Annotated in this window: 16 protein-coding genes and 1 riboswitch; of the genes, 9 read left to right on the forward strand and 7 right to left on the reverse strand. The window is 47.0% G+C overall.

The window, feature by feature from the left end:
• Positions 1-150: 150 nt before the first annotated feature.
• A complete protein-coding gene (locus FJQ87_RS07850) occupies positions 151-396 on the forward strand; it encodes a hypothetical protein (protein WP_240778870.1) in 246 nt (81 codons plus the stop codon).
• A 137-nt stretch (positions 397-533) separates the two neighbouring features.
• Here FJQ87_RS07850 and FJQ87_RS07855 read toward each other — a convergent pair whose 3' ends face one another.
• Positions 534-1,112 carry a DnaJ domain-containing protein gene (locus FJQ87_RS07855; protein WP_140932153.1) on the reverse strand — a complete coding sequence of 193 codons (579 nt, stop codon included), beginning with the start codon at positions 1,110-1,112 and terminating at the stop codon, positions 534-536.
• A gap of 463 nt (positions 1,113-1,575) precedes the next feature.
• Between FJQ87_RS07855 and FJQ87_RS07860 the strand changes: the two genes are divergently transcribed.
• On the forward strand, positions 1,576-2,553 hold the full coding sequence (locus FJQ87_RS07860; RefSeq protein WP_140932154.1) for a LysR family transcriptional regulator: 978 nt from the start codon (positions 1,576-1,578) through the stop codon (positions 2,551-2,553).
• A 251-nt stretch (positions 2,554-2,804) separates the two neighbouring features.
• Here FJQ87_RS07860 and FJQ87_RS07865 read toward each other — a convergent pair whose 3' ends face one another.
• Entirely contained in the window at positions 2,805-3,464 is a 660-nt protein-coding gene (locus FJQ87_RS07865; protein WP_140932155.1) for a nitroreductase family protein, read from the reverse strand.
• Between the two features lie 293 nt (positions 3,465-3,757).
• On the opposite strand from FJQ87_RS07865, the gene FJQ87_RS07870 reads away from it, so the two are divergent.
• A complete protein-coding gene (locus FJQ87_RS07870; RefSeq protein WP_140932156.1) occupies positions 3,758-4,741 on the forward strand; it encodes an MDR family oxidoreductase in 984 nt (327 codons plus the stop codon).
• Between the two features lie 110 nt (positions 4,742-4,851).
• On the opposite strand, the gene FJQ87_RS18695 is transcribed toward FJQ87_RS07870, so the two are convergent.
• Positions 4,852-5,028, reverse strand: a complete 177-nt coding sequence (locus tag FJQ87_RS18695) for a hypothetical protein (RefSeq protein WP_168195161.1) — start codon at positions 5,026-5,028, stop codon at positions 4,852-4,854.
• Positions 5,029-5,050: 22 nt separating this feature from the next.
• Between FJQ87_RS18695 and FJQ87_RS07875 the strand changes: the two genes are divergently transcribed.
• From FJQ87_RS07875 to FJQ87_RS07890, 4 genes are all read left to right on the forward strand, one after another.
• Positions 5,051-6,832, forward strand: a complete 1,782-nt coding sequence (locus FJQ87_RS07875; protein ID WP_140934037.1) for a phospho-sugar mutase — start codon at positions 5,051-5,053, stop codon at positions 6,830-6,832.
• A gap of 268 nt (positions 6,833-7,100) precedes the next feature.
• Positions 7,101-7,595, forward strand: coding sequence for a ribosome recycling factor family protein (locus FJQ87_RS07880; RefSeq protein WP_140932157.1), 495 nt, complete (start codon positions 7,101-7,103; stop codon positions 7,593-7,595).
• A gap of 158 nt (positions 7,596-7,753) precedes the next feature.
• Entirely contained in the window at positions 7,754-8,203 is a 450-nt protein-coding gene (locus FJQ87_RS07885) for a cytidine/deoxycytidylate deaminase family protein (protein ID WP_140932158.1), read from the forward strand.
• A 53-nt stretch (positions 8,204-8,256) separates the two neighbouring features.
• Positions 8,257-8,658, forward strand: coding sequence for a hypothetical protein (locus tag FJQ87_RS07890; RefSeq protein WP_140932159.1), 402 nt, complete (start codon positions 8,257-8,259; stop codon positions 8,656-8,658).
• Here the strand turns inward: FJQ87_RS07890 and FJQ87_RS07895 are convergent.
• Entirely contained in the window at positions 8,655-8,846 is a 192-nt protein-coding gene (locus FJQ87_RS07895) for a hypothetical protein (RefSeq protein WP_140932160.1), read from the reverse strand. The two genes, FJQ87_RS07890 and FJQ87_RS07895, sit on opposite strands and share 4 nt — an antisense overlap.
• A gap of 9 nt (positions 8,847-8,855) precedes the next feature.
• On the reverse strand, positions 8,856-9,179 hold the full coding sequence (gene fdxA / locus FJQ87_RS07900; RefSeq protein WP_140932161.1) for a ferredoxin FdxA: 324 nt from the start codon (positions 9,177-9,179) through the stop codon (positions 8,856-8,858).
• Between the two features lie 203 nt (positions 9,180-9,382).
• Between fdxA and FJQ87_RS07905 the strand changes: the two genes are divergently transcribed.
• The gene (locus FJQ87_RS07905; protein WP_140932162.1) at positions 9,383-10,993 is read left to right on the forward strand and encodes an NAD(P)/FAD-dependent oxidoreductase; all 1,611 of its coding nucleotides are present in this window, start codon (positions 9,383-9,385) and stop codon (positions 10,991-10,993) included.
• Between the two features lie 162 nt (positions 10,994-11,155).
• Here the strand turns inward: FJQ87_RS07905 and FJQ87_RS07910 are convergent, their stop codons facing one another.
• Both FJQ87_RS07910 and FJQ87_RS07915 read right to left on the reverse strand, forming a co-directional pair.
• Positions 11,156-12,787 (reverse strand): methyl-accepting chemotaxis protein, encoded by a 1,632-nt coding sequence (locus FJQ87_RS07910; RefSeq protein ID WP_140932163.1) that lies wholly within the window; start codon positions 12,785-12,787, stop codon positions 11,156-11,158.
• A 212-nt stretch (positions 12,788-12,999) separates the two neighbouring features.
• Positions 13,000-16,383 (reverse strand): M66 family metalloprotease, encoded by a 3,384-nt coding sequence (locus tag FJQ87_RS07915; protein WP_140932164.1) that lies wholly within the window; start codon positions 16,381-16,383, stop codon positions 13,000-13,002.
• A gap of 82 nt (positions 16,384-16,465) precedes the next feature.
• Positions 16,466-16,553, reverse strand: a riboswitch (cyclic di-GMP riboswitch).
• Between the two features lie 319 nt (positions 16,554-16,872).
• Here FJQ87_RS07915 and FJQ87_RS07920 point away from each other — a divergent pair.
• Positions 16,873-18,702 carry an LTA synthase family protein gene (locus FJQ87_RS07920; protein ID WP_140932165.1) on the forward strand — a complete coding sequence of 610 codons (1,830 nt, stop codon included), beginning with the start codon at positions 16,873-16,875 and terminating at the stop codon, positions 18,700-18,702.
• Positions 18,703-18,735 lie beyond the last annotated feature (33 nt).

The raw sequence follows: 18,735 nt of genomic DNA on the forward strand, positions 1-18,735 counted from the left end.
AAAAGTGAACGCAATCAATAAGCGGTAACGCCAAAGCTAATTAAGCTGTGACTAATCGTGATTAACTCTTTGGCTAAGATTGCGCTTGCGGCATAATGGCGGCAATTTCATTACCGAGCCGTAAAAATGGATAATCAGCAAGAAAGTTACATGACTGAAGAAACCTTGATTGAAACCGTCGAAAATCAAATCGCCGACGGTGAGCCAAAAAAGGTGAAAGAGACGTTAATGCGTTTAGTGATGACAGGTACGCCGCGCGAAGAAGCGATTGAGTGGATGGCCTGTGCGCTGGCGATTGAAGTCAGTGATGTCATGCTTAATGGCGCCAAGTTTAACGAAAAGCGTTATAGCCAACATTTAGATGCCATGCCAAATTTAGATTGGATGGAAGACTAAACTTAGGTCTTTACCCATTTAAAAAAATGAATATCGCCATTGCTGGCCATATTCATTTTTTTTACCTTAAGCCCCAATAGCTAGCCCCCGCACTTAATACCAAGCCACCATTGCAAGCCACTGTCGCGTGCATCTTCCTAGCTCGCGAGTCCAATCCCTGCGATTAACAGCAACCACAGCAAATTTGTGCCCCAAAAAAGTGGTTTAAAGTTTAGGCGGGCGCGCTTAGCAGCTGGGGTTGGTATCTTGGCTGCGGTTAATGCTGGGGCTAATGTCGGCGCGGCAAGATTGGCTTCAATGCCCATACTTTTAACCAGATTAGTGACCCTAAGGTATTCACGCGAATGCAATAATTCACTGCGAAACGCCAGTGATAAGCGCGGTGAAATCATCTTTAAGCTGGTTTCAAGTAAGCGCACTTCGGGGTAACTCGATTCAATCGTGACCCAATCTTCATAACTGCGTTTAGTTGAAAGCTGCAAATTGTAATGCTGGATAAGCTGGTCTTTATATGCGCTATCATAGGCTTGGCGCGATTCCGGATGCGATAGCAAGCGATAGGCCGCGGTTATGTCATCCAGCATCAATTTGGCATAGACCTTAGAGCCGCGCTCAAAGGCTAAGTGATACTCTTGCTGCAGTTCATCATAGGCTTGTTCAATGTGCGCTAAGGTGGCACCAAAATCTAATTTTAAGGTTAGGTATGGGTTGTTCATGGGTAATTACAAACAATGACAAAATGCAGGTGATGACTCCTTGACCTCACTCTGTCGGTGAATGATTGGACTTAGCCCCTGGCTGAGTCGCTGCGAGATGTTAGTGGCTTACATCAGGTTGCGCCCACTGCTTAGTGGTTACTTAGTTAAGATTGTCTTGTGACTGTTTATGCCAGTAATTAACTGTGGGCGGTATTTATTGCTGATGACTTTAAGTAATCGCAGTGGATTATATCGCTATCGTTTTGTTGTTGTTTGATTTTTGCTCATGCGTGTGAGCTTTGGCACAAAAAATACTGCGCCATTATGTTGGCTGGTGCCGCTATTTTGGCTAAAGGCTGAAAGACAAGCCTAGTCATATTGGTGAGGCCATTAGCCGCTCGATATTCTAACTGGTTGTTTTATTGTAAGATAAAGGCGCTATGTTGCGGCGCTTGAAGAGCTCTCTATCACAAGGAAATCTATGTCATTAGTTCAACAGTTGGCGCTTTTTATCGATGTCGTGCAGCAGCAATCTTTTACTAAAGCCGCAGCGCTGCATGATATGGATAACTCATCCTTATCGAAACAGATTAAAAAGCTGGAAACTGAACTTGGGGTGCAATTACTTAATCGCTCCACGCGCTCGTTTGCGTTGACGCCCGCTGGCGAAGAGATATTGCAGCAAGCCTATCAGTTGGTGGATACCTTGCATCAGGTGCGTTTAATTGCTGACTCGTATCTGGCAGAACCTAAAGGGCGCATTCGCATTACCGCGCCTTTGCATATTGGGCAACTGTACCTGCAACCTGTGATCACTGACTTTATGCAGCGTTTTCCTGAGGTTGAGATAGTGCTGCTGATGGATGATAAGCGCTCGGATATTATTTCTGATCATTTCGATGTAGCGTTTCGCTTAGCGCGCTTAGATGATTCAAGCTTAATCGCCAAAAAGATTGCCGATATTCGAGTTGTGACTTTGGCATCCGATGCCTTTATTGAGCGTTATGGCGCAGTGAAAACCCCAGAAGAACTCTCCCATTTACCGGCGGTGATTTACAGTAACGGCAGCTTAACTGTGGATATGATGCGCTTTAATGAGCAGCCAGGCTCTAAGCGCTTTATTGATTACCCTATGCAGGGCAATTATAAAGTGAATGATGTTAGAAGCTTACTTGAAGCCGTGCAGGCGGGGTTAGGTTACGCCACTATCGCCTCATCTGTGCTTTACCGACCGCTTGCCGACATGCAGTTAAGGCCGCTATTAACTGAGTATGCCCATGATAATCAAGGTTTAGCGTTATATGCCTTGTATCCCCACCGACGCAAAACCGCCTTAGTCACAGAATTTATTGCCGCGGTAGAAAACTACATAGGTGCCATCCCGCGCTGGGAGCAGCATATTCCAGATTTTGATCGTTATTATCACATCAAGCCGTTTGATGATGGCGCGAAGAAGTGAGTGGATCCGTGAGTGAATAGTTGAATGATGAGCCTAGCAATCTAGGGCATGATTCAACATTTGCAACCAAGCAAGCAACTAAGCACTTAGCAACTCAGCACTTAGCAACTCAGTAACCAAGCGCAAATAGCAAAAAGGCCAGAATAGTGTCTGGCCTTGGGTTTGCTGCGGCTAATGTTACATACCAGGCAAGCTAACTAAGTAGACTAACTAAGTAGACTAGCTAAGTAATGCTAAGCCTTAACGTCCGATTAGATAACAGTAATGACATCTTCTATGGGTAAGCGTGCTTTAGGCAGGCCATAGTTATAGTCTTCATTGTCTTTGTGATAGCCAAGCGCCAACGCAAAATCACACACATAACCGTCGAGTTCTTCTTTAAACAACTCACCAATTAAGGCCGAATCTACGCCTTCCATCGGGGTTGAGGCTATGCCCATACGCGCTAAAGTATGCAAGGTGTTGCCTAAGGCGATATAGGTTTGCGCCTTGGTCCAGTGACCATTAAAACCCGACTCATCGGTATTTAATTCAGCAAAAGCGTAAGCATTATCTAGCATGTAATTGTATTTATCCGCGGGCAGATGGCCTGAGGTCACTTCAGCATCCACCACTTTCTTGTACTGATCTTTAGTAAAATGCGGATTGTAAGCAAACAAAATAGTGTGCGACGCTTCTTTAGCATGGGGCTGATTAAACTGGAAGTTATTGGCAAATGAATCATGAAAACGCTGCTTAGCGGCCTCACTTTCTAGCACGATAAACTTCCATGGCTGTGCATTGATTGACGAGGCCGATAAACGAATGGCTTGTTTAATCACCTCCATATCATCTGCACTAATACGTTGGCTAGCATCATATTTCTTGGCAGTATAACGAGACATTAAATCGGCAATAATTGGGTGAGTCATACACTTTCCTCGTCAAAACAATGTGGCAGACCAAACAGGGCTTGGCGTTATTAATGACGGCACAATACCTGAAGCGTTAATCAAGCAACACGGCCGATAATTCCAATCACTATGGACAATTAGTTCCATAATCCGCGCAACGGGCGTGCGGGCAGTCAGACGCATTTCGACTTAAGCAGGTAACAAGGGATTGAGATCCCATTCTGGCTTAGCCAAATAATGTTTCATGTAATGGCAAGGCATTAGTCGGTTACACTCAAGCTAATTAATCGATAACCTAACGAGTATTCATTATGACTTTTACCGCCTTGGTATTAAATCAGCAAGATAAGCGCACGATTGCCAGTATTGAGCAGCTCGATGACAGCGTGTTGCCTGCGGGCGATGTGACTGTGGCAGTGCAATACAGCTCACTTAATTATAAAGATGGCTTAGCTATTACTGGGCGCGGGCGAATTATTCGTGAATTTCCTATGGTGCCTGGCATTGATTTTGTTGGCACTGTCATTGATTCCAGCGACGCGCGCTATCAAGCCGGTGATAACGTGGTGCTAACAGGTTGGGGCGTAGGTGAAAACCATTGGGGCGGCATGGCGCAAAAAGCGCGGGTAAACGCCGATTGGTTAGTGCCATTAGTAGACGGCTTAACGCCGCAGCGCAGCATGATGATAGGTACTGCTGGCTTAACCGCTATGCTGTGCGTGCAATCGTTAATGGATGCTGGCATTACCCCTGAGCGCGGTGAAGTCTTAGTTACTGGTGCTAGCGGCGGCGTGGGTTCAGTCGCGGTAAGCTTATTAGCGCAATTAGGGTATCAAGTGGCCGCTGTGACTGGCCGCGCCGCCGCTAATGGCGCCATGCTGACCGAATTAGGGGCTAAGCGCATTATTGAGCGCAGCGAGTTTGAACAAGATGCTCGCCCACTAGAGAAGCAATTGTGGGCTGGCGCTATTGATACCGTTGGCAGCAAAGTGTTAGCTAAGGTATTAAGCCAAATGGATTATAACGGCGCCGTGGCGGCCTGCGGTTTAGCCGGCGGTTTTGATTTACCTACTACGGTAATGCCATTTATTTTACGCAACGTAAGTTTGCGCGGCGTCGATTCAGTGCAATGCCCGTATCCACAGCGCCTGCAAGCCTGGCAGCGCTTAGCTAAGTTATTGCCAGCTAGTTACTTTAGTGCGGCGTGCCGCGAAGTGGCATTAACAGATGTTGCTAGCTGCGCCGATGCTATTACCCAAGGTCAAATCACTGGCCGCGTATTAGTTAAGCTGTAATCACAGCAATAGTTAACTGAGCTTTTATTTAGCAGAGCTTACTCTTAACCACATTAGTTAAGGGCGAGTTCTGCTAATGCTTTCCTCACTCCTCTTTCCTCAAGCATTCCTCAAATATTTAAGCCTTGGCCTTGCTGCGTTTGTGCCTTACTGAGCTTGCTTTGCGCAAACTCAGCGTTAGATAGATTAAAGCGATAAGCCCAATCTGGCGAAAACGGCGTAAACAGCCTTAAGTGAATGGCGATTAACTTGTCGTGCACCTTGGGATTGCTTATGGTAGATAACATAAGTTCAGCCCATGAGGATGCTATGAATAGCCATTTAACGCGACAAGTGAATCAATGGATTGCTAACGATCCTGACAGTCAAACCCGTGAATATTTGCAAGCGCTGCTTACAAGTAATAATGAGGCTGAGCTTGCATCATTATTTGCTGGCCGCCTAGATTTTGGCACCGCTGGCATTCGCGGCGTGGTGGGCGCAGGCCCCATGCGCATGAACCGCTTATTAGTCAGGCAAACTACGGCGGGCCTTGGGCAATATTTAGCTGCGCAAGTGAGCGATGCTAAGCGGCGCGGCGTCATTATTGGCTATGATGGTCGCAATGATTCTAAGCAATTTGCCCAAGATACCGCGGCCGTACTGCTAGCTATGGGGTATCAAGTTAAACTCACTTATCAAGTGGCGCCCACGCCTTTGGTGGCCTTTGGGGTCAAGCACTTTAACTGCGCCGCTGGCATAGTGGTCACTGCTAGTCACAATCCGCCGCAATACAATGGTTATAAGGTGTATTGGGACAATGGCGCGCAAATTATTACGCCCCATGACACAGGTATAGCGGCTTGCATTCAATCCAAAAGCACTGACATCATTAAGCTAATGCCATTAAATGACGGCCTTGCGAGCGGGCAGTTGCAACGTTTAGAGCAAGATTATTACGATATTTATCAGCAAGCTGTGCTTAATGCTCCTGAGCTTAATGCATCTGAGCTTAAGTCATCGGGCCATGCATCATTGCGCCCCGAACTAGTGTCCATGAGCTATACCGCGATGCACGGCGTAGGCGCGCCTATGGCTGAGGCGATATTAGCGCAAGCTGGGTTTACTCAAGTGTATTCAGTCGCGGCGCAGCGGTTACCCGATGGCAATTTCCCCACTGTGGCTTTTCCTAATCCCGAAGAGCCGGGCGCCATGGATTTAGTGATTGCCGAGGCCAAAGCCCATCAGGCATTACTGGCGTGCGCTAATGATCCCGATGCCGATCGTTTTGCGGTTGCGGTGCGTAAAGATAATGATGGCGGCGAGAGTGATTATCAGATGCTAAGCGGCGATCAAGTGGGCATATTATTGGGCCACTATTTGCTAACCCATGCTAAGCACTTGAGCCAAAAGGACGGCGAGGGCGCGCTGGTGGGCAACACTATAGTGTCATCAAGCTTATTAGCTAAAATCGCCGATAGCATGGGCGCCACAAGTTTTACGACCTTAACTGGCTTTAAGTGGTTGATGAATGTGGCGCAGCAGCGCCAAACCCAAAAACAACCCTTTTTATTCGCCTATGAAGAAGCCTTAGGTTATACCGTTGGCAGCACAGTGTGGGATAAAGATGGCTTGAGCGCGCAGTTAGCCTTTGCGCAGTTAACGGCGGAATTAACTCGCCAAGGTCAAACCATTTGGGACAGATTAAGCGAGATTTATCGTCAATTTGGGCTGCATTTCAATGCGCAAATCAGCATTAAACTTGAGCCTAATACTCCAAATATCGGCGAAGGGCTTCGCGCTAAGCCGCCGCTTAAGATTGGAGATGCCAGCGTTATCAGTATTGATGATATTAAAGTGGGCATCCGCACTTTAGCCGATGGCAGTCAGCAAACCATAGATTTACCCAGCAGTGACGTACTGATTTACCGCCTAGATAATGCTAGCCGCGTGATAGTGAGACCTTCAGGCACTGAGCCCAAAATCAAGTGTTATTATGAGGTTATTACCGCTATGGGTTCGGATGAATCATTGGAGAAAGCCAATATTCGCGCCAAGGCGCAGATGGATAGCTTTATTCAAGCCCATCAAGCATCGCTGCCTAAGGGCTAGGGCTCAGGCTAAGTCCAAGGGCTAGGACTATGAGCTTGGGTTAACACCAGCGCCCCAGGTTGCTAATAATCTGGGGCTCTTTCTGGTTAATTTACAACTATCAGCCGTCATCCTTTGGCAACTGTGGTATAACGCCTAGGTCATTGATTAGGTGTTATGAATTGAGCTTACTCGCTCGTTAAGCACTGGCGCTAAACATTTTATCTAACAATCATGACAGGCGATTAAGCCAAATAACTAAACCAAAAAATTAAGCCAAATCAGCCCCATGAAGCCGAAACTACACCAAAGCCATATTTGTATTGCATTGCCTGCGCTGATTCATCGTATTGGCCGCGAGGTGGTCACTGAAGCGCAGCTTATTGCCGCGCACCATCACTGCGCTATTGCGCGCGTGCGCCGTTCACGCCATTGGCAACTGACTGGCAAGGCTATGGATATCTCGGCATTTAGAGCATGGTTAGCTGCAGCATTAGCCACGCGAGTGGCTGTGATGGGCGGTAATAGTAAAAGTCACAATGACAGTAGCAATACCAAGATCAGCGGGCTTGTGGTTATTAATACCGCTGCGAATTGGCCGTACTTGCTTAAAAAGATGAATGATGGGCTTATCCCCCATGCCGATAAGTTGGAAACTCTCACTCAAAAACTGGCGCGCTTACTGCGGGAGTCGCCCACTATCACCTTGCATGAATTAATGCTGCAAACCGATTGCAGTGAATCGCAAGCGCGCCTTGCCCGTTTAAGTAGTGATACTTGGTAGCGGCTTCTTGATAATCATATTATGGGTGCGCCGACTTAAGTGAAATGGCTAACTATCAGGCTCCATGGCTATTTGCGGTTGATTTATCTTGAAGTGGGATAGAAAATAGCGCCTGATGAGAGTGCTAAATTTTTGCAACACAACAAGGATACGACCTGATGATGACTAAATGGGCGACACGTTTTTTACAAATGGCAGAGCTGGTAGCTTCGTGGAGTAAAGATCCTTCGACCCAAGTTGGCGCTGTGATCACTGAAAATAATCGTATTGTGTCGCTTGGTTTTAACGGTTATCCCCATGGTATTTCCGATAGCGCCGAGACTGATAACCGTGAGATGAAGCTATTAAAAACCTTACACGCCGAAGAGAACGCCATTCTTTACGCTAAGCGCGACTTAAGTGGTTGCGAGATTTGGGTCACTCATTTCCCTTGCCCTAATTGCGCTGCCAAAATCATTCAAACTGGCATAAGCGCCGTGCATAGCCCAGCACCAAGCCCAGATTTCTTATCGCGCTGGGGCGATAAAATCCAAATTAGCCAAGATATGTTTGAGCAAGTCGGCGTGACTGTGGATTGGTTACCGCGCGATGTGAATGCTAAAGAGTAGAAGTTAAGTGCCAAGGGGTTAACGCTTAGAATGCGGCCAATAGCCTAATCGATGTGGGGAGCATTAAAGGTACTATTCCCAGTGCGTTAACCTCAGAGTGTGAAATTGCAGCGGCTGGCAGTGACTTTCACCAAGTCGTGTACTTGTATCCACAATCAACCTCACTTGACAATATGAGTGATTTTAGAGGCGCTGCAACACCAGCACCTCAAGTTGCTCCGATTGCAGCGGCGCGAGTGAACGACATACTCAATGCTAATAAACAAGTGATAGGTCAAGGTTACGAATTAGGTTTTGTGGTCGCGGGCAATTACAGCTTAGGTTATACCTGCGTGGCGCAAAATGACGACCCAGAGGCTATCAATCGGCAAGACGACGCTGCGCCTTTCTTTATCTTTGCTGATACTCAAGCTGTAGTCGTGACTAAAGGCGTTGCGACAGAGGCTAATTTTTAGCGTTGATAACGCTTAAGGCTGGCGTGATTTGGCAGCATGGTTGCCTTTACACGCCAAGCATTAGGTTGCGACAATTGTGGTTCATTGCCTGTGGCAAATCGGCTGTGGTTCATTGCTTGCGCTTCATTGCTTGGCGCGAACTCATGGATTAACACGGTTGGTTGGTTGGTTGGTACTATGTCGCTCAAGTAGTGCCGTTATCTCTTGAGTAGCGGCAGTTTATTAGTGACACCATTCCACTCATCAGCATCACTGGGCGGCGGGATCACGGCAGTTATCACTGGCCAATCTTGCACTAATTCGCGGTTTAATTCGCGATACACTTCCATGCCAGCAGGTAGCTGATCTTCTTGAAAAATCGCGTTAGCCGGACACTCAGCGGCACATAAATCACAATCAATACACACATCAGGATTGATGGCTAAAAAATTTGGACCCTCATGAAAGGCCTCCACCGGGCACACGGCCACGCAGTCGGAGTATTTACACCGAATGCAGTTTTCAGTCACAACAAATGCCATATTTCTCATCGCTATTGTGCGGCAGTTTCTGGTAAACTTTCGCGGTTAACCCAGTGCGTTCGCACTATTTTCAGCGTCAGTATATTACTGGTTGCGCTGTTAAATGCAATATTAAATCCAGCCAAGACAAGGCATTTGAGTACTAGATGCTCGGCATTTATTTATTTTTACTATAACCAAGTAACATAAAGTTTGGATAAACCATGATCCGCATTACCAATGTACAACTCCCGCTTGATCACCAGCCTGAACAATTAACCCAAGCTATTCTTACCGCCCTTTGTATCAGCGCTGAACAATTGCTCGATGTCACCGTATTTCGCCGCGGGTTTGACGCGCGCAATAAGAATAAAATCTCCTTAATGTACACCTTAGATGTGAACACCACAGACAATGACGCTGTGCTGGCTCAGCAGGTGGACAATAACAATGTGCGGCCAACGCCGGATATGACGTATCAATACGTGGCTAAGGCACCAGAAGAGCTCAATGAGCGGCCGGTAGTGATAGGTTTTGGGCCATGTGGCATTTTTGTCGCGTTAGTGCTGGCAGAAATGGGTTATCGACCGATTGTGCTTGAGCGCGGTAAAGAAGTACGGGAACGCACTAAGGATACCTTTGGTTTTTGGCGTAATCGTAAGTTGAACACTGAATCCAACGTGCAGTTTGGTGAAGGCGGCGCAGGTACCTTCTCTGACGGTAAGCTGTGGACCCAAGTGAATGATAAAAAGCATTATGGCCGTAAAGTGTTGCGCGACTTTGTTGACGCGGGTGCCCCGGCTGAAATCTTATATGTCAGCAAGCCACACATAGGCACCTATAAGCTGGTGGGCATGGTTGAAAAAATGCGCGCCAAGATTATCGAACTGGGCGGCGAAATCCGCTTTAACTCCCGTGTTGATGATGTCCATATTGCTGATGGTCAAATCACTGGGCTGACCTTAGCCGATGGCCAAGTGATCCATTCTAAATTTATCGCCTTAGCGACTGGCCACAGTGCCCGCGATACGTTTGAAATGCTGCATCGCAAAGGCGTGTATTTAGAAGCTAAATCATTTTCTATCGGTTTTCGGATTGAGCACAATCAGTCGTCAATTGATGAAGTGTTATTTGGCAAGCATGCTGGTAATCCACTGTTAGGCGCGGCCGATTACAAGTTAGTGCACCACTGTAAAAATGGTCGCTCTGTGTATAGCTTCTGTATGTGTCCTGGTGGCACAGTCGTGGCGGCAACGTCTGAAGAACACAGAGTCGTGACTAACGGCATGAGCCAATATTCGCGCAATGAACGCAATGCGAACAGTGCCATAGTGGTGGGTATCGACCCGAGCGATTATCCTGGCGGCCCATTAGCTGGGATTGAATTCCAGCGTCAGCTTGAAAGCGCGGCCTATGTCTTGGGCGGTGAAAACTATGATGCGCCAGCGCAATTAGTCGGTGACTATTTAGCGGGTAAATCATCGTCGCAAGTTGGTAAAGTTGAGCCATCGTTTAAGCCTGGGGTTAAGCTTACCGATTTGACCGAGATTTTACCTGCCTATTGCCTAGAAGCTATTCGCGAGGCTATTCCAGCCTTTAACAAGAAAATCAACGGCTTTGCTATGAAAGAGGCCATGATGACCGGGGTAGAAACTCGTACCTCGTCACCGGTGTCGATTAAGCGTGGCAGTGATTATCAAAGTGTGAACACCAAAGGGCTATACCCAGCCGGTGAAGGCGCGGGTTATGCGGGCGGCATTATGTCGGCGGCTATCGATGGTATTCGTATTGCTGAAGCCATGGCGCTGGCGATGAATGAGCAGCAATCTGCCTAAGTTTACGTCTATTGATGTGGCATGAATCGCGGTCAATGAATGAAGCGTGGGATGTTAGGTTAACGATTGAATGTTGCACCTGAACTTACGAGGCCGCGAGTGTTAAGCCCGCATTAGCAGCGCACCACTGACAACCTAAGTCAGTGGTGCGTACCTTGGCGTTTAGAGTTTAAAGAAGTTAGTGCCGTTATTGAGCTCGCGCACTATCTCAGTTAAGCGCATGGCTTCACGGTTAACGTTGTCAGACGCCACCACGTTTTGCTTCGACATGGTATTGACCGACTCCACCGATTTTGCCACTTCATTACTCGCGCTTGATTGTTCGTTGAGCATTTGAGTGATATCAGTCATTAAATGCACCACATCTTGCGAGCCTTTATCCACTTGCGCCATCATAGTGCTGGCAAGCGATGCATTGGTTTTCACTGACTCTATGGTTTGCAAATAGGCGTTCATGTTCGCCACTGTGCTATCGGCGGCTTGTTGCACTGTACCTATCATTTGATCAATTTCATGGGTGGCATTAGACGTTCGTGCCGCTAGGTTACGCACTTCATCTGCCACCACAGCAAAGCCTCGACCTTGCTCACCTGCGCGCGCCGCTTCAATGGCCGCGTTGAGGGCTAACAGGTTGGTTTGTTCGGCAACGCCTTTAATCATTACCGAAATTTTGCTTACTTGCTGAATGTTTTCAGTCAGTTTACGTAAATCTTGTGATGAGTCGTTAATAGCGATACTAACGTTAGCTACTTCTGAAGAGACTTTTTCTACTTGCAATTCACCCGATTGCGCCACTTTACCTGATTCTACCGCTAGTCGATTGGCGCCTTTGGCTGAATCTGCTAAATGAGCAATAGATGCGGCCATTTGCTCAAGTGCCGCAGCCGATGTGGTGGTGGCAGAAGCTTGCTCTTTAGAGCTTGCCATCACTTGCTCACCGGCGACGACCAATTTATTACCACAATGACCGAGTTCATTTGAGGCCTGTTTAATATTTTGAACCACATCCCGCAAGCGGCCGCGCGTTGACGCCATCGCCTTTTGCATGCTGGTAATTTCATCGTTACCTTCATTCTTGGGGTTGGATTGCAAGTCCCCTTGAGCTAATGCGTTTAGGTCGGCGACGATTGCAGCTAAAGGTCGGCAAATACTGAAAGCGACCTGCCAACCGGCAAACAACACCAATACCACTACCGCACCAATCACTAGTATCAGAGTGTTAGTGATGTTATCGACTAGCACATCACTATCAACATAAGCGACTTTGGCCAAGTCCATATTAAGCGTTACTAAGGCGGTTAATAAATTATCCGCCGCGTCAAAGGCGGCGGTGGTTGCACCTTGCATGATGGACATGGCTAAGGCGTTGTCACCTTTTATCGATGCCGCTGCCACCTCGGCGGCGGATTTTACATAGACTCCCCAAGATGCTTCAAACTCTTTGAGCAATTTAATTTCTTCATCAGACATTGAGGTTTTACGGTAGACGTCTAACTTTTCTTCCATCTTGGCATCAAAGTCTTTCATCTCTTTGTCAATAGCGTACATCTTGGCTTCATCAGTTTCTATGACTAAGTTGTATAAGGCACGGTTGTGGTAAATGGCTTGCATGTTGGCATCAGAGATTGCGGCAATGGGGGTGAGCTGATTTTCAAACATGTTATTAAGCATGTTATTGACTGTGCCGACAGATTCGCGTTGATAGATGCCAAGAGCAATCATGATGACGAGCAATACCGACAAGAGACTAAATAGGCGAGTTTTTATCGACAAACCCCGAAGAAGCGCTTCCATAGTTTTTCCTTAAACTACACATGTATGTGCATATTAGCGTAAGTGTGAAAGTGTAAATTTTCAAATGACCGCAGTTAATATTTGTTTAAGCTTCACTGAATTAGCCAAAAAAACAGCCAGCGGATAAATCCGCTGGCTGCTTTTTATGGGGGACTGTGACAGATATTATAACAGTCGAGGGGGCTATCGCTTAGGGCGTTAGGCTCACAGTATTACCTGTAATTGTATTGACTATGGTTATTGGTAAATACCCAGTCGTTGCCGTTTGACCACTTAATGCCTTTTATTTGCACGCATTGATTACCAGCATTGATAAAGCCTGCACCGTAAAAACTGTCAATTTTGACGCTGCATAGATTTTCATTACTGTTTTTGGCAGGTACGCGCTCACCAGTATGCTCAGGGTTCCACAATGATAACCACTGGAACTGGTTAATCGGCGACTCAAGCCGCTGTTCTTTGCCTGCTTGCACTAGGCTAATGTCATCGCCGCCAGTACAACGGTAATCGTTTGTGACTAATTGCTCGACAAAACCGTGCACAGTTTCCACTTTACCATTAATGGCAAGATCAAAACGGCATAAAGGCAGTTGTTGATCGCGCACTCTCATGGTGGCGAGCACATTTCTATCGCGCTTAGATAAGTTATCTAAGTCCATGGCTTGTGTGTGATCAAACCAGCCTTGACCTATGGCTGAGTCCAGCACTTGATAGCCATGCTCTTGGCCGATGATCACAGCTTGTGGTAAGTCTTCAATCCCTGTGGTTATTGACGGCGTTAAGCTATCTAGGATGGTGACACCCTCAGCGTCTTGGCAGCTTAGCGTCACGTTGCTGAGTTCTTGCTGCGGCAAGTTGATGTGGAACTTATTGCTTTGGTTAGCGTGTAAGCGCGTAGATGCTAAGTCATAAGAAATTGACTGACCTTGGCGAGTGGTGACATCAAGACGACAGACACTAGTGTGAATGTAGTTGGCTTGTTCAGCAGACCTCACCGCATATTTCCAGTCTCGGTTATTGCTGTGCTTTATCCCTGCAATTTGCACGCAGCTTCCCTCTTGCACGAAGCCGGCACCATTATGGCTTGGGTTATTAATGTCAGTCAGTTGACACAGATTCACTTCACCTATCTCAGGGGTTGGGCTGTAAGTAATTTGCCCTTTGCCATAAGGGAACAGCAGTGAATAATCACCTGCGCTCGATTCCATTTGCTGCCAAGTTCCGCCTAAGTTCCAACGCATGTCATCACTGGCGTGGCAAGTGTTGCTGTTAGGCTCGACATGACCGACTAAGTTGACTGTAGTGTTGTTGGTGGTAGTAAAAGCAAATTGGCATAAACGTTGATGACTGCCGTTGTCGACTATGGTTTTCCACGTTGACATCGCTAAATGCTCAGCGCTTAAGCTTTGGTATTGATGCCAACCTGGGCTCAGTGCTGGCGCTTCAAAGTCGGTGGCTGGCGCTAAATCAAATACATTGCCGTAGTTACCGTAAAGCACGGGATAAATTTGACTTGGGTTTACACCTAAAGGATCGTAAATACCCACTAAGGTTGTCACAGGTATGCCGGTTTTTACTGGTGCTGGTGCTGTAGTGTTGGCTTCTACATAGGTTTGTTGCGCTTGATCCCATGTGGCATAGTGATAATTGCCGTCAGGTGTTTGGTTAAAGCCACTATTTAACCAAGCTTGCGTGCGGCGTGCTTGAGTTGGGTGTTCAAGGGTAAAGTTACTGACTAAACCAATTTTTTGCTTTTCACCACCGGCTTGGGCGTCATGCAAAAAGCGGAATGTCTCTAAATATGGTAATGAGGTTTCGCCGCCCGCACTTGATATCGCTGGCGCACCGCGCCAATCGATATTGCCGATAAAGCGGTTAAATACCTGATCCCAGCCCCAACCGCTTTGCATATCATGCACTGAGGCCATGCTCGGATAGTGGCTTCTGCCAAAGTTATGTCCCACTTCATGAGACCATTCATTACCTGTGGTTGCTTCCAAGGTTAAAATGCCACCACCACCGCTACCGCCATGCACTACGGTTTTGTTTGAGCCATTGTCTGGATGGGTGTAAACGCCGACATTAGTGTGCGCTGTCAGTTGGTTAAAACGGCGATTGTAGGCCTGTGAATACCCCCCTGAGGTAGTAATGCCGACGTTAGCATTATTAATACCCGTTGAAATTAACGCTTTACCAATGGCTTCGCGCATATCACCGCTATGCCAGCCACCATCAGTGTCACTGCGTTCAGTGTACACTTTGCCATTAGGCATAGTGACAGTTTCAAAATGGGCAGGGGCATATTGGCCCATCACTAATTTAGATACTGGGATTTTTTGAAAATAATCACTGGCATGTTCAGCAGTATTGTTAGCCATGGTATTGCGGCCACGTGGCTTAGTTAACATGCCCATGTCGATGTTTTGGATGACTAACTCAGGCGCGCCGCCAAAGGTAATACTGTGCTGCGCCAATTCTGAACTGCGGCCATGATTATCGATAAACTTAAGGGATAAGCCTGGGGTCATCCAATTCCATTGAAGCGGCAAGCTCCAGACATCATGGTCAAAAATGACCATTGGCCGACCGTCAACGGCGTATTGGTCAGTTTTGGGCTGATTGGCGGGCGACTGCATGATTTCGCGCGCGATAAGCTCGCCTTCAAAATACACCTCAACCCATAACTGGTTAATGTCGTTAAGCTCTGGCGTCACTAGCAGCATGGCAGCACGGTTGATCACGACATCCGGCGCATTTAACTCATCATTGCCAAAGGGGGCGGTTAAGCTGTGACTTTGCATCAAGGACACATGGGCGGCAATTTCACCATCAAGGTGATTTAAGTGGCGAATACCATCATGAAAACCCGCTTGACTGGTTTTGGTGGTGAGTGTAATCGGTTCTACGGCTACACACCCTGTGGTATTACAAGCTTCCAGGGCTAATTGATAATCAGTGTTTGGTGACAGATTACCTAGGTAGAACTCAGGGGCGGTGGCGTTAAACATTTGCGTTTTAGTTGACGGTGAACTTAAACTCAGCTGATAGTGATTACCTTCCACATGGCCTTGCCAAGTGGCAGTGGCACCAATATCAAATATGCCAGACAGGGCAAAGTCAGTAATCATAGGCGCGCTGATACACTCAGTCTTTTCAAAGCGCATTATCTTATCTTCGCTGAAACTGGGTTCTGGAAAATATTCGACAAAACAACCCTGAGTGTCGCTACTCATGCTGCCAAAATCATCATGAATGAAATAAAAACCGTAGTTATTATTCATCACTATGTCCCATTTATCATTTAAAAATGGGAACGCGGCATAATAAGGGGCTAGGGCTTCTTCGCCGCCATAAGGGAAAGGAAATTTAGGGTAATTATCATCATGCAGTTCAAAACGATAGTCGTTATAGACAATAAAGCGTTTGTTACCATCAACAATCACGCCATCATTAGCTTCACCGCGCTGTTTCATGGCTTTAATGACGCTAAACGTTTGTTCGGCAGCTTGCTGCATAGTGACTTCGGCCTGCGCCGCTAACGGCACCAATGCACTAGCTATCACTAAGGCGAGAGGGGAAAAACGAGTTTTAAACATATATCTTCCTTATTGAGCGTAGAAATTCAATAAGGCAACACGCATTACTAGACTTGCTGCATAAGGCGACAAGTCTGATACCAATGGCATCGCCGCTATCATAGGTACAAATGCCCCTTAGACCGGTGGTTTTGCGTCCCAGCCTTTCAACTGGTTTGCCTTTTTCAATGTGTCAGCAATTTTTGCTGGCGACCAATATATGGATTAATTAATCCAGTGCCAATGTAAGCATCTGCTTAACTAATTGATTTTGATGGCATTGCTGGTCTTGCTGATTCATCTTGGGCGCGCTAACCTCTAAAATAGCAGAAATGGCGCAAGTTAAGATGATGGTTTAACCATAGGCGCAAAAACCGAGATAGGCCAGGTTGCAATAAGTCGGTATAAGTTATGGAATGATTAATGACTTAAGCTATTAAATTCTTTCAAAATGAGTATGATATTGCACAATATGTTACCTAGCTTGGCTAGTTTCGGATGTAGGGCAATATGCAGCAATCAAGGATAGTTTTCCCGAAAACACGTTTACAGAAGCGCTTAGCGTTATGGCGACCATGGTTATATATGGTGCTATATACACTGGCCTTGTATAGCCTGATTCAAGTGGGGCTTGCGAGCAGTTTTGATGTCGGGGTTTGGCCTGGGGTTTGGGTTAAAGATGCCATTATTCAGCTGGTATTCGCGGCGCTATTATTTGTATTGTGCCGCAATTTTTTAGCTTGGGTCATAGTGTACACCAGCTTTACCTTAGTGCTGCAGGTCAGTAATGCGCTCAAGCTCATGATCTTAGGCAGCCCCATCATGCCTGATGACTTTAGTATCGTCGGCAATATGTTTCAGTTATTTAATGATTGGCGTTACTGGGCCTTATGGGCGGCGCTACTGATCCCATTTGGCGGCTTGATGGTCGCGATTGCTTGGCAGCGGCAGCGCACTTGGTTGCTACTGGCGTTATTGGTTGGGGCTGGATTTTTTTATGTTAATCAATCCAGTAGCTTACAAGCATGGTTTGATGTCCATGTGGGCGATAGGGTGTGGGATCAACCGGGTAACTATAAAGATCGCGGCTTGTTGCTGCATTTGACGGTAGAAGGCAGTCGCGTGATTGCGCGGGGTCAAACGAAAGTAACACAAGAGCAAGTGTTAGCCGCTAAAACCAGTATTTTCCCAGCGCAAGCCTTAGCTCCCGCCGCCAGCATTAGCGATAAGCGCAATGTTTATGTGTTATTGCTGGAATCCTTTTGGGATCCTATGGCGCTTGGCAACGTGGGCTTTAATCAAGACCCGTTTGACCCAAGGTTTCGCGATTTATGGCAAGCCACAGCCAATAGCACAGTGCTAGCGCCGGTATTTGGTGGTTATACGGCCAATAGTGAATTTGAAGCCTTATGCGGGTTTCCTGTCACCCAAAATGCGGTGTTTTTTGAGGGTTGGCTGCGCAATGAAGTGCCGTGCTTGCCGCGCTATTTATCCGATGCTGGCTATCAAACCATAGCTTCACACCCCAATCATGCGGGCTTTTGGAATCGGGTTAATGCTTATAATCGCGTAGGTTTTGATAAATACTGGTCGATTAATGATTTCCGCCAAGATGACATGAACCGCGAGTTTATGAGCGATGTGTCGTTATTTAATCAAGTGTGGGATAAAACGGCGGCTAATCGCGATAATGGCCAAGCGACGCTAAATTACATAGTCACTATTTTTGGACATTTGGATTATCCATTAAACGAGCGCCGCCCTGTGGTGATAAGCGCGACTGGCGCGAATGAGATGGCGGTGAAATATGCCAATCAAATGTACTACAAAACCCGTGAAATCATGGACTTTATTGCCACAGTGCAAGCGCAAGACCCACAAGCGTTAATCGTGATGTTTGGTGATCACTTACCGTTTCTTGGGCCTAATTACGACGGCTATACCCAAACTGGCGTCATTAGTGCTAATAAAGCGGATTTTAGCCCTGAGATGTTTGCCACGTCACTGCGCACGCCGTTAATTGTGATTGATGGTATTAATGGCCCGCAGCAATGGGGCGAGATTGCCTTGTATGAGTTGCCACGCCGGATTTTGGCCTTGCTCGGGGATACGCAGCAGAACTTGTTAACTGTGCTTAAATCGCCGCAAGCTGCCACTGTGCGCCCGCTCGCTGGGATCAGCATAGTGCAGCCGCCCGCCGGTGATAAAATGCTGTGCGCGCAGCAATCACAAACGCCTGAATGCCAAGTGTTTAATGAGTGGTTAGAGCAAGCACTGATTATTTCACAAGATATCTTTAGTGGCGCCCAGTGGAGCTTAGCGCCAACTCAGAAAGACTAGTTGGCCCTTTGGCTAGCTTGTGCTCAGATAATT

The organism is Shewanella sp. SNU WT4 (assembly GCF_006494715.1).
In the GTDB taxonomy this organism is placed as follows: Bacteria; Pseudomonadota; Gammaproteobacteria; order Enterobacterales; family Shewanellaceae; genus Shewanella.

Excerpts from the sequence above, each read along its gene's own strand:
- FJQ87_RS07850 (WP_240778870.1), top strand. The coding sequence starts at position 151 with ATGACTGAAGAAACCTTGATTGAAACCGTCGAAAATCAAATCGCCGAC.
- FJQ87_RS07855 (WP_140932153.1), bottom strand. The coding sequence starts at position 1,112 with ATGAACAACCCATACCTAACCTTAAAATTAGATTTTGGTGCCACCTTA.
- FJQ87_RS07860 (WP_140932154.1), top strand. The coding sequence starts at position 1,576 with ATGTCATTAGTTCAACAGTTGGCGCTTTTTATCGATGTCGTGCAGCAG.
- FJQ87_RS07865 (WP_140932155.1), bottom strand. The coding sequence starts at position 3,464 with ATGACTCACCCAATTATTGCCGATTTAATGTCTCGTTATACTGCCAAG.
- FJQ87_RS07870 (WP_140932156.1), top strand. The coding sequence starts at position 3,758 with ATGACTTTTACCGCCTTGGTATTAAATCAGCAAGATAAGCGCACGATT.
- FJQ87_RS18695 (WP_168195161.1), bottom strand. The coding sequence starts at position 5,028 with ATGTTATCTACCATAAGCAATCCCAAGGTGCACGACAAGTTAATCGCC.
- FJQ87_RS07875 (WP_140934037.1), top strand. The coding sequence starts at position 5,051 with ATGAATAGCCATTTAACGCGACAAGTGAATCAATGGATTGCTAACGAT.
- FJQ87_RS07880 (WP_140932157.1), top strand. The coding sequence starts at position 7,101 with ATGAAGCCGAAACTACACCAAAGCCATATTTGTATTGCATTGCCTGCG.
- FJQ87_RS07885 (WP_140932158.1), top strand. The coding sequence starts at position 7,754 with ATGATGACTAAATGGGCGACACGTTTTTTACAAATGGCAGAGCTGGTA.
- fdxA (WP_140932161.1), bottom strand. The coding sequence starts at position 9,179 with ATGGCATTTGTTGTGACTGAAAACTGCATTCGGTGTAAATACTCCGAC.
- FJQ87_RS07905 (WP_140932162.1), top strand. The coding sequence starts at position 9,383 with ATGATCCGCATTACCAATGTACAACTCCCGCTTGATCACCAGCCTGAA.
- FJQ87_RS07910 (WP_140932163.1), bottom strand. The coding sequence starts at position 12,787 with ATGGAAGCGCTTCTTCGGGGTTTGTCGATAAAAACTCGCCTATTTAGT.
- FJQ87_RS07915 (WP_140932164.1), bottom strand. The coding sequence starts at position 16,383 with ATGTTTAAAACTCGTTTTTCCCCTCTCGCCTTAGTGATAGCTAGTGCA.
- FJQ87_RS07920 (WP_140932165.1), top strand. The coding sequence starts at position 16,873 with ATGCAGCAATCAAGGATAGTTTTCCCGAAAACACGTTTACAGAAGCGC.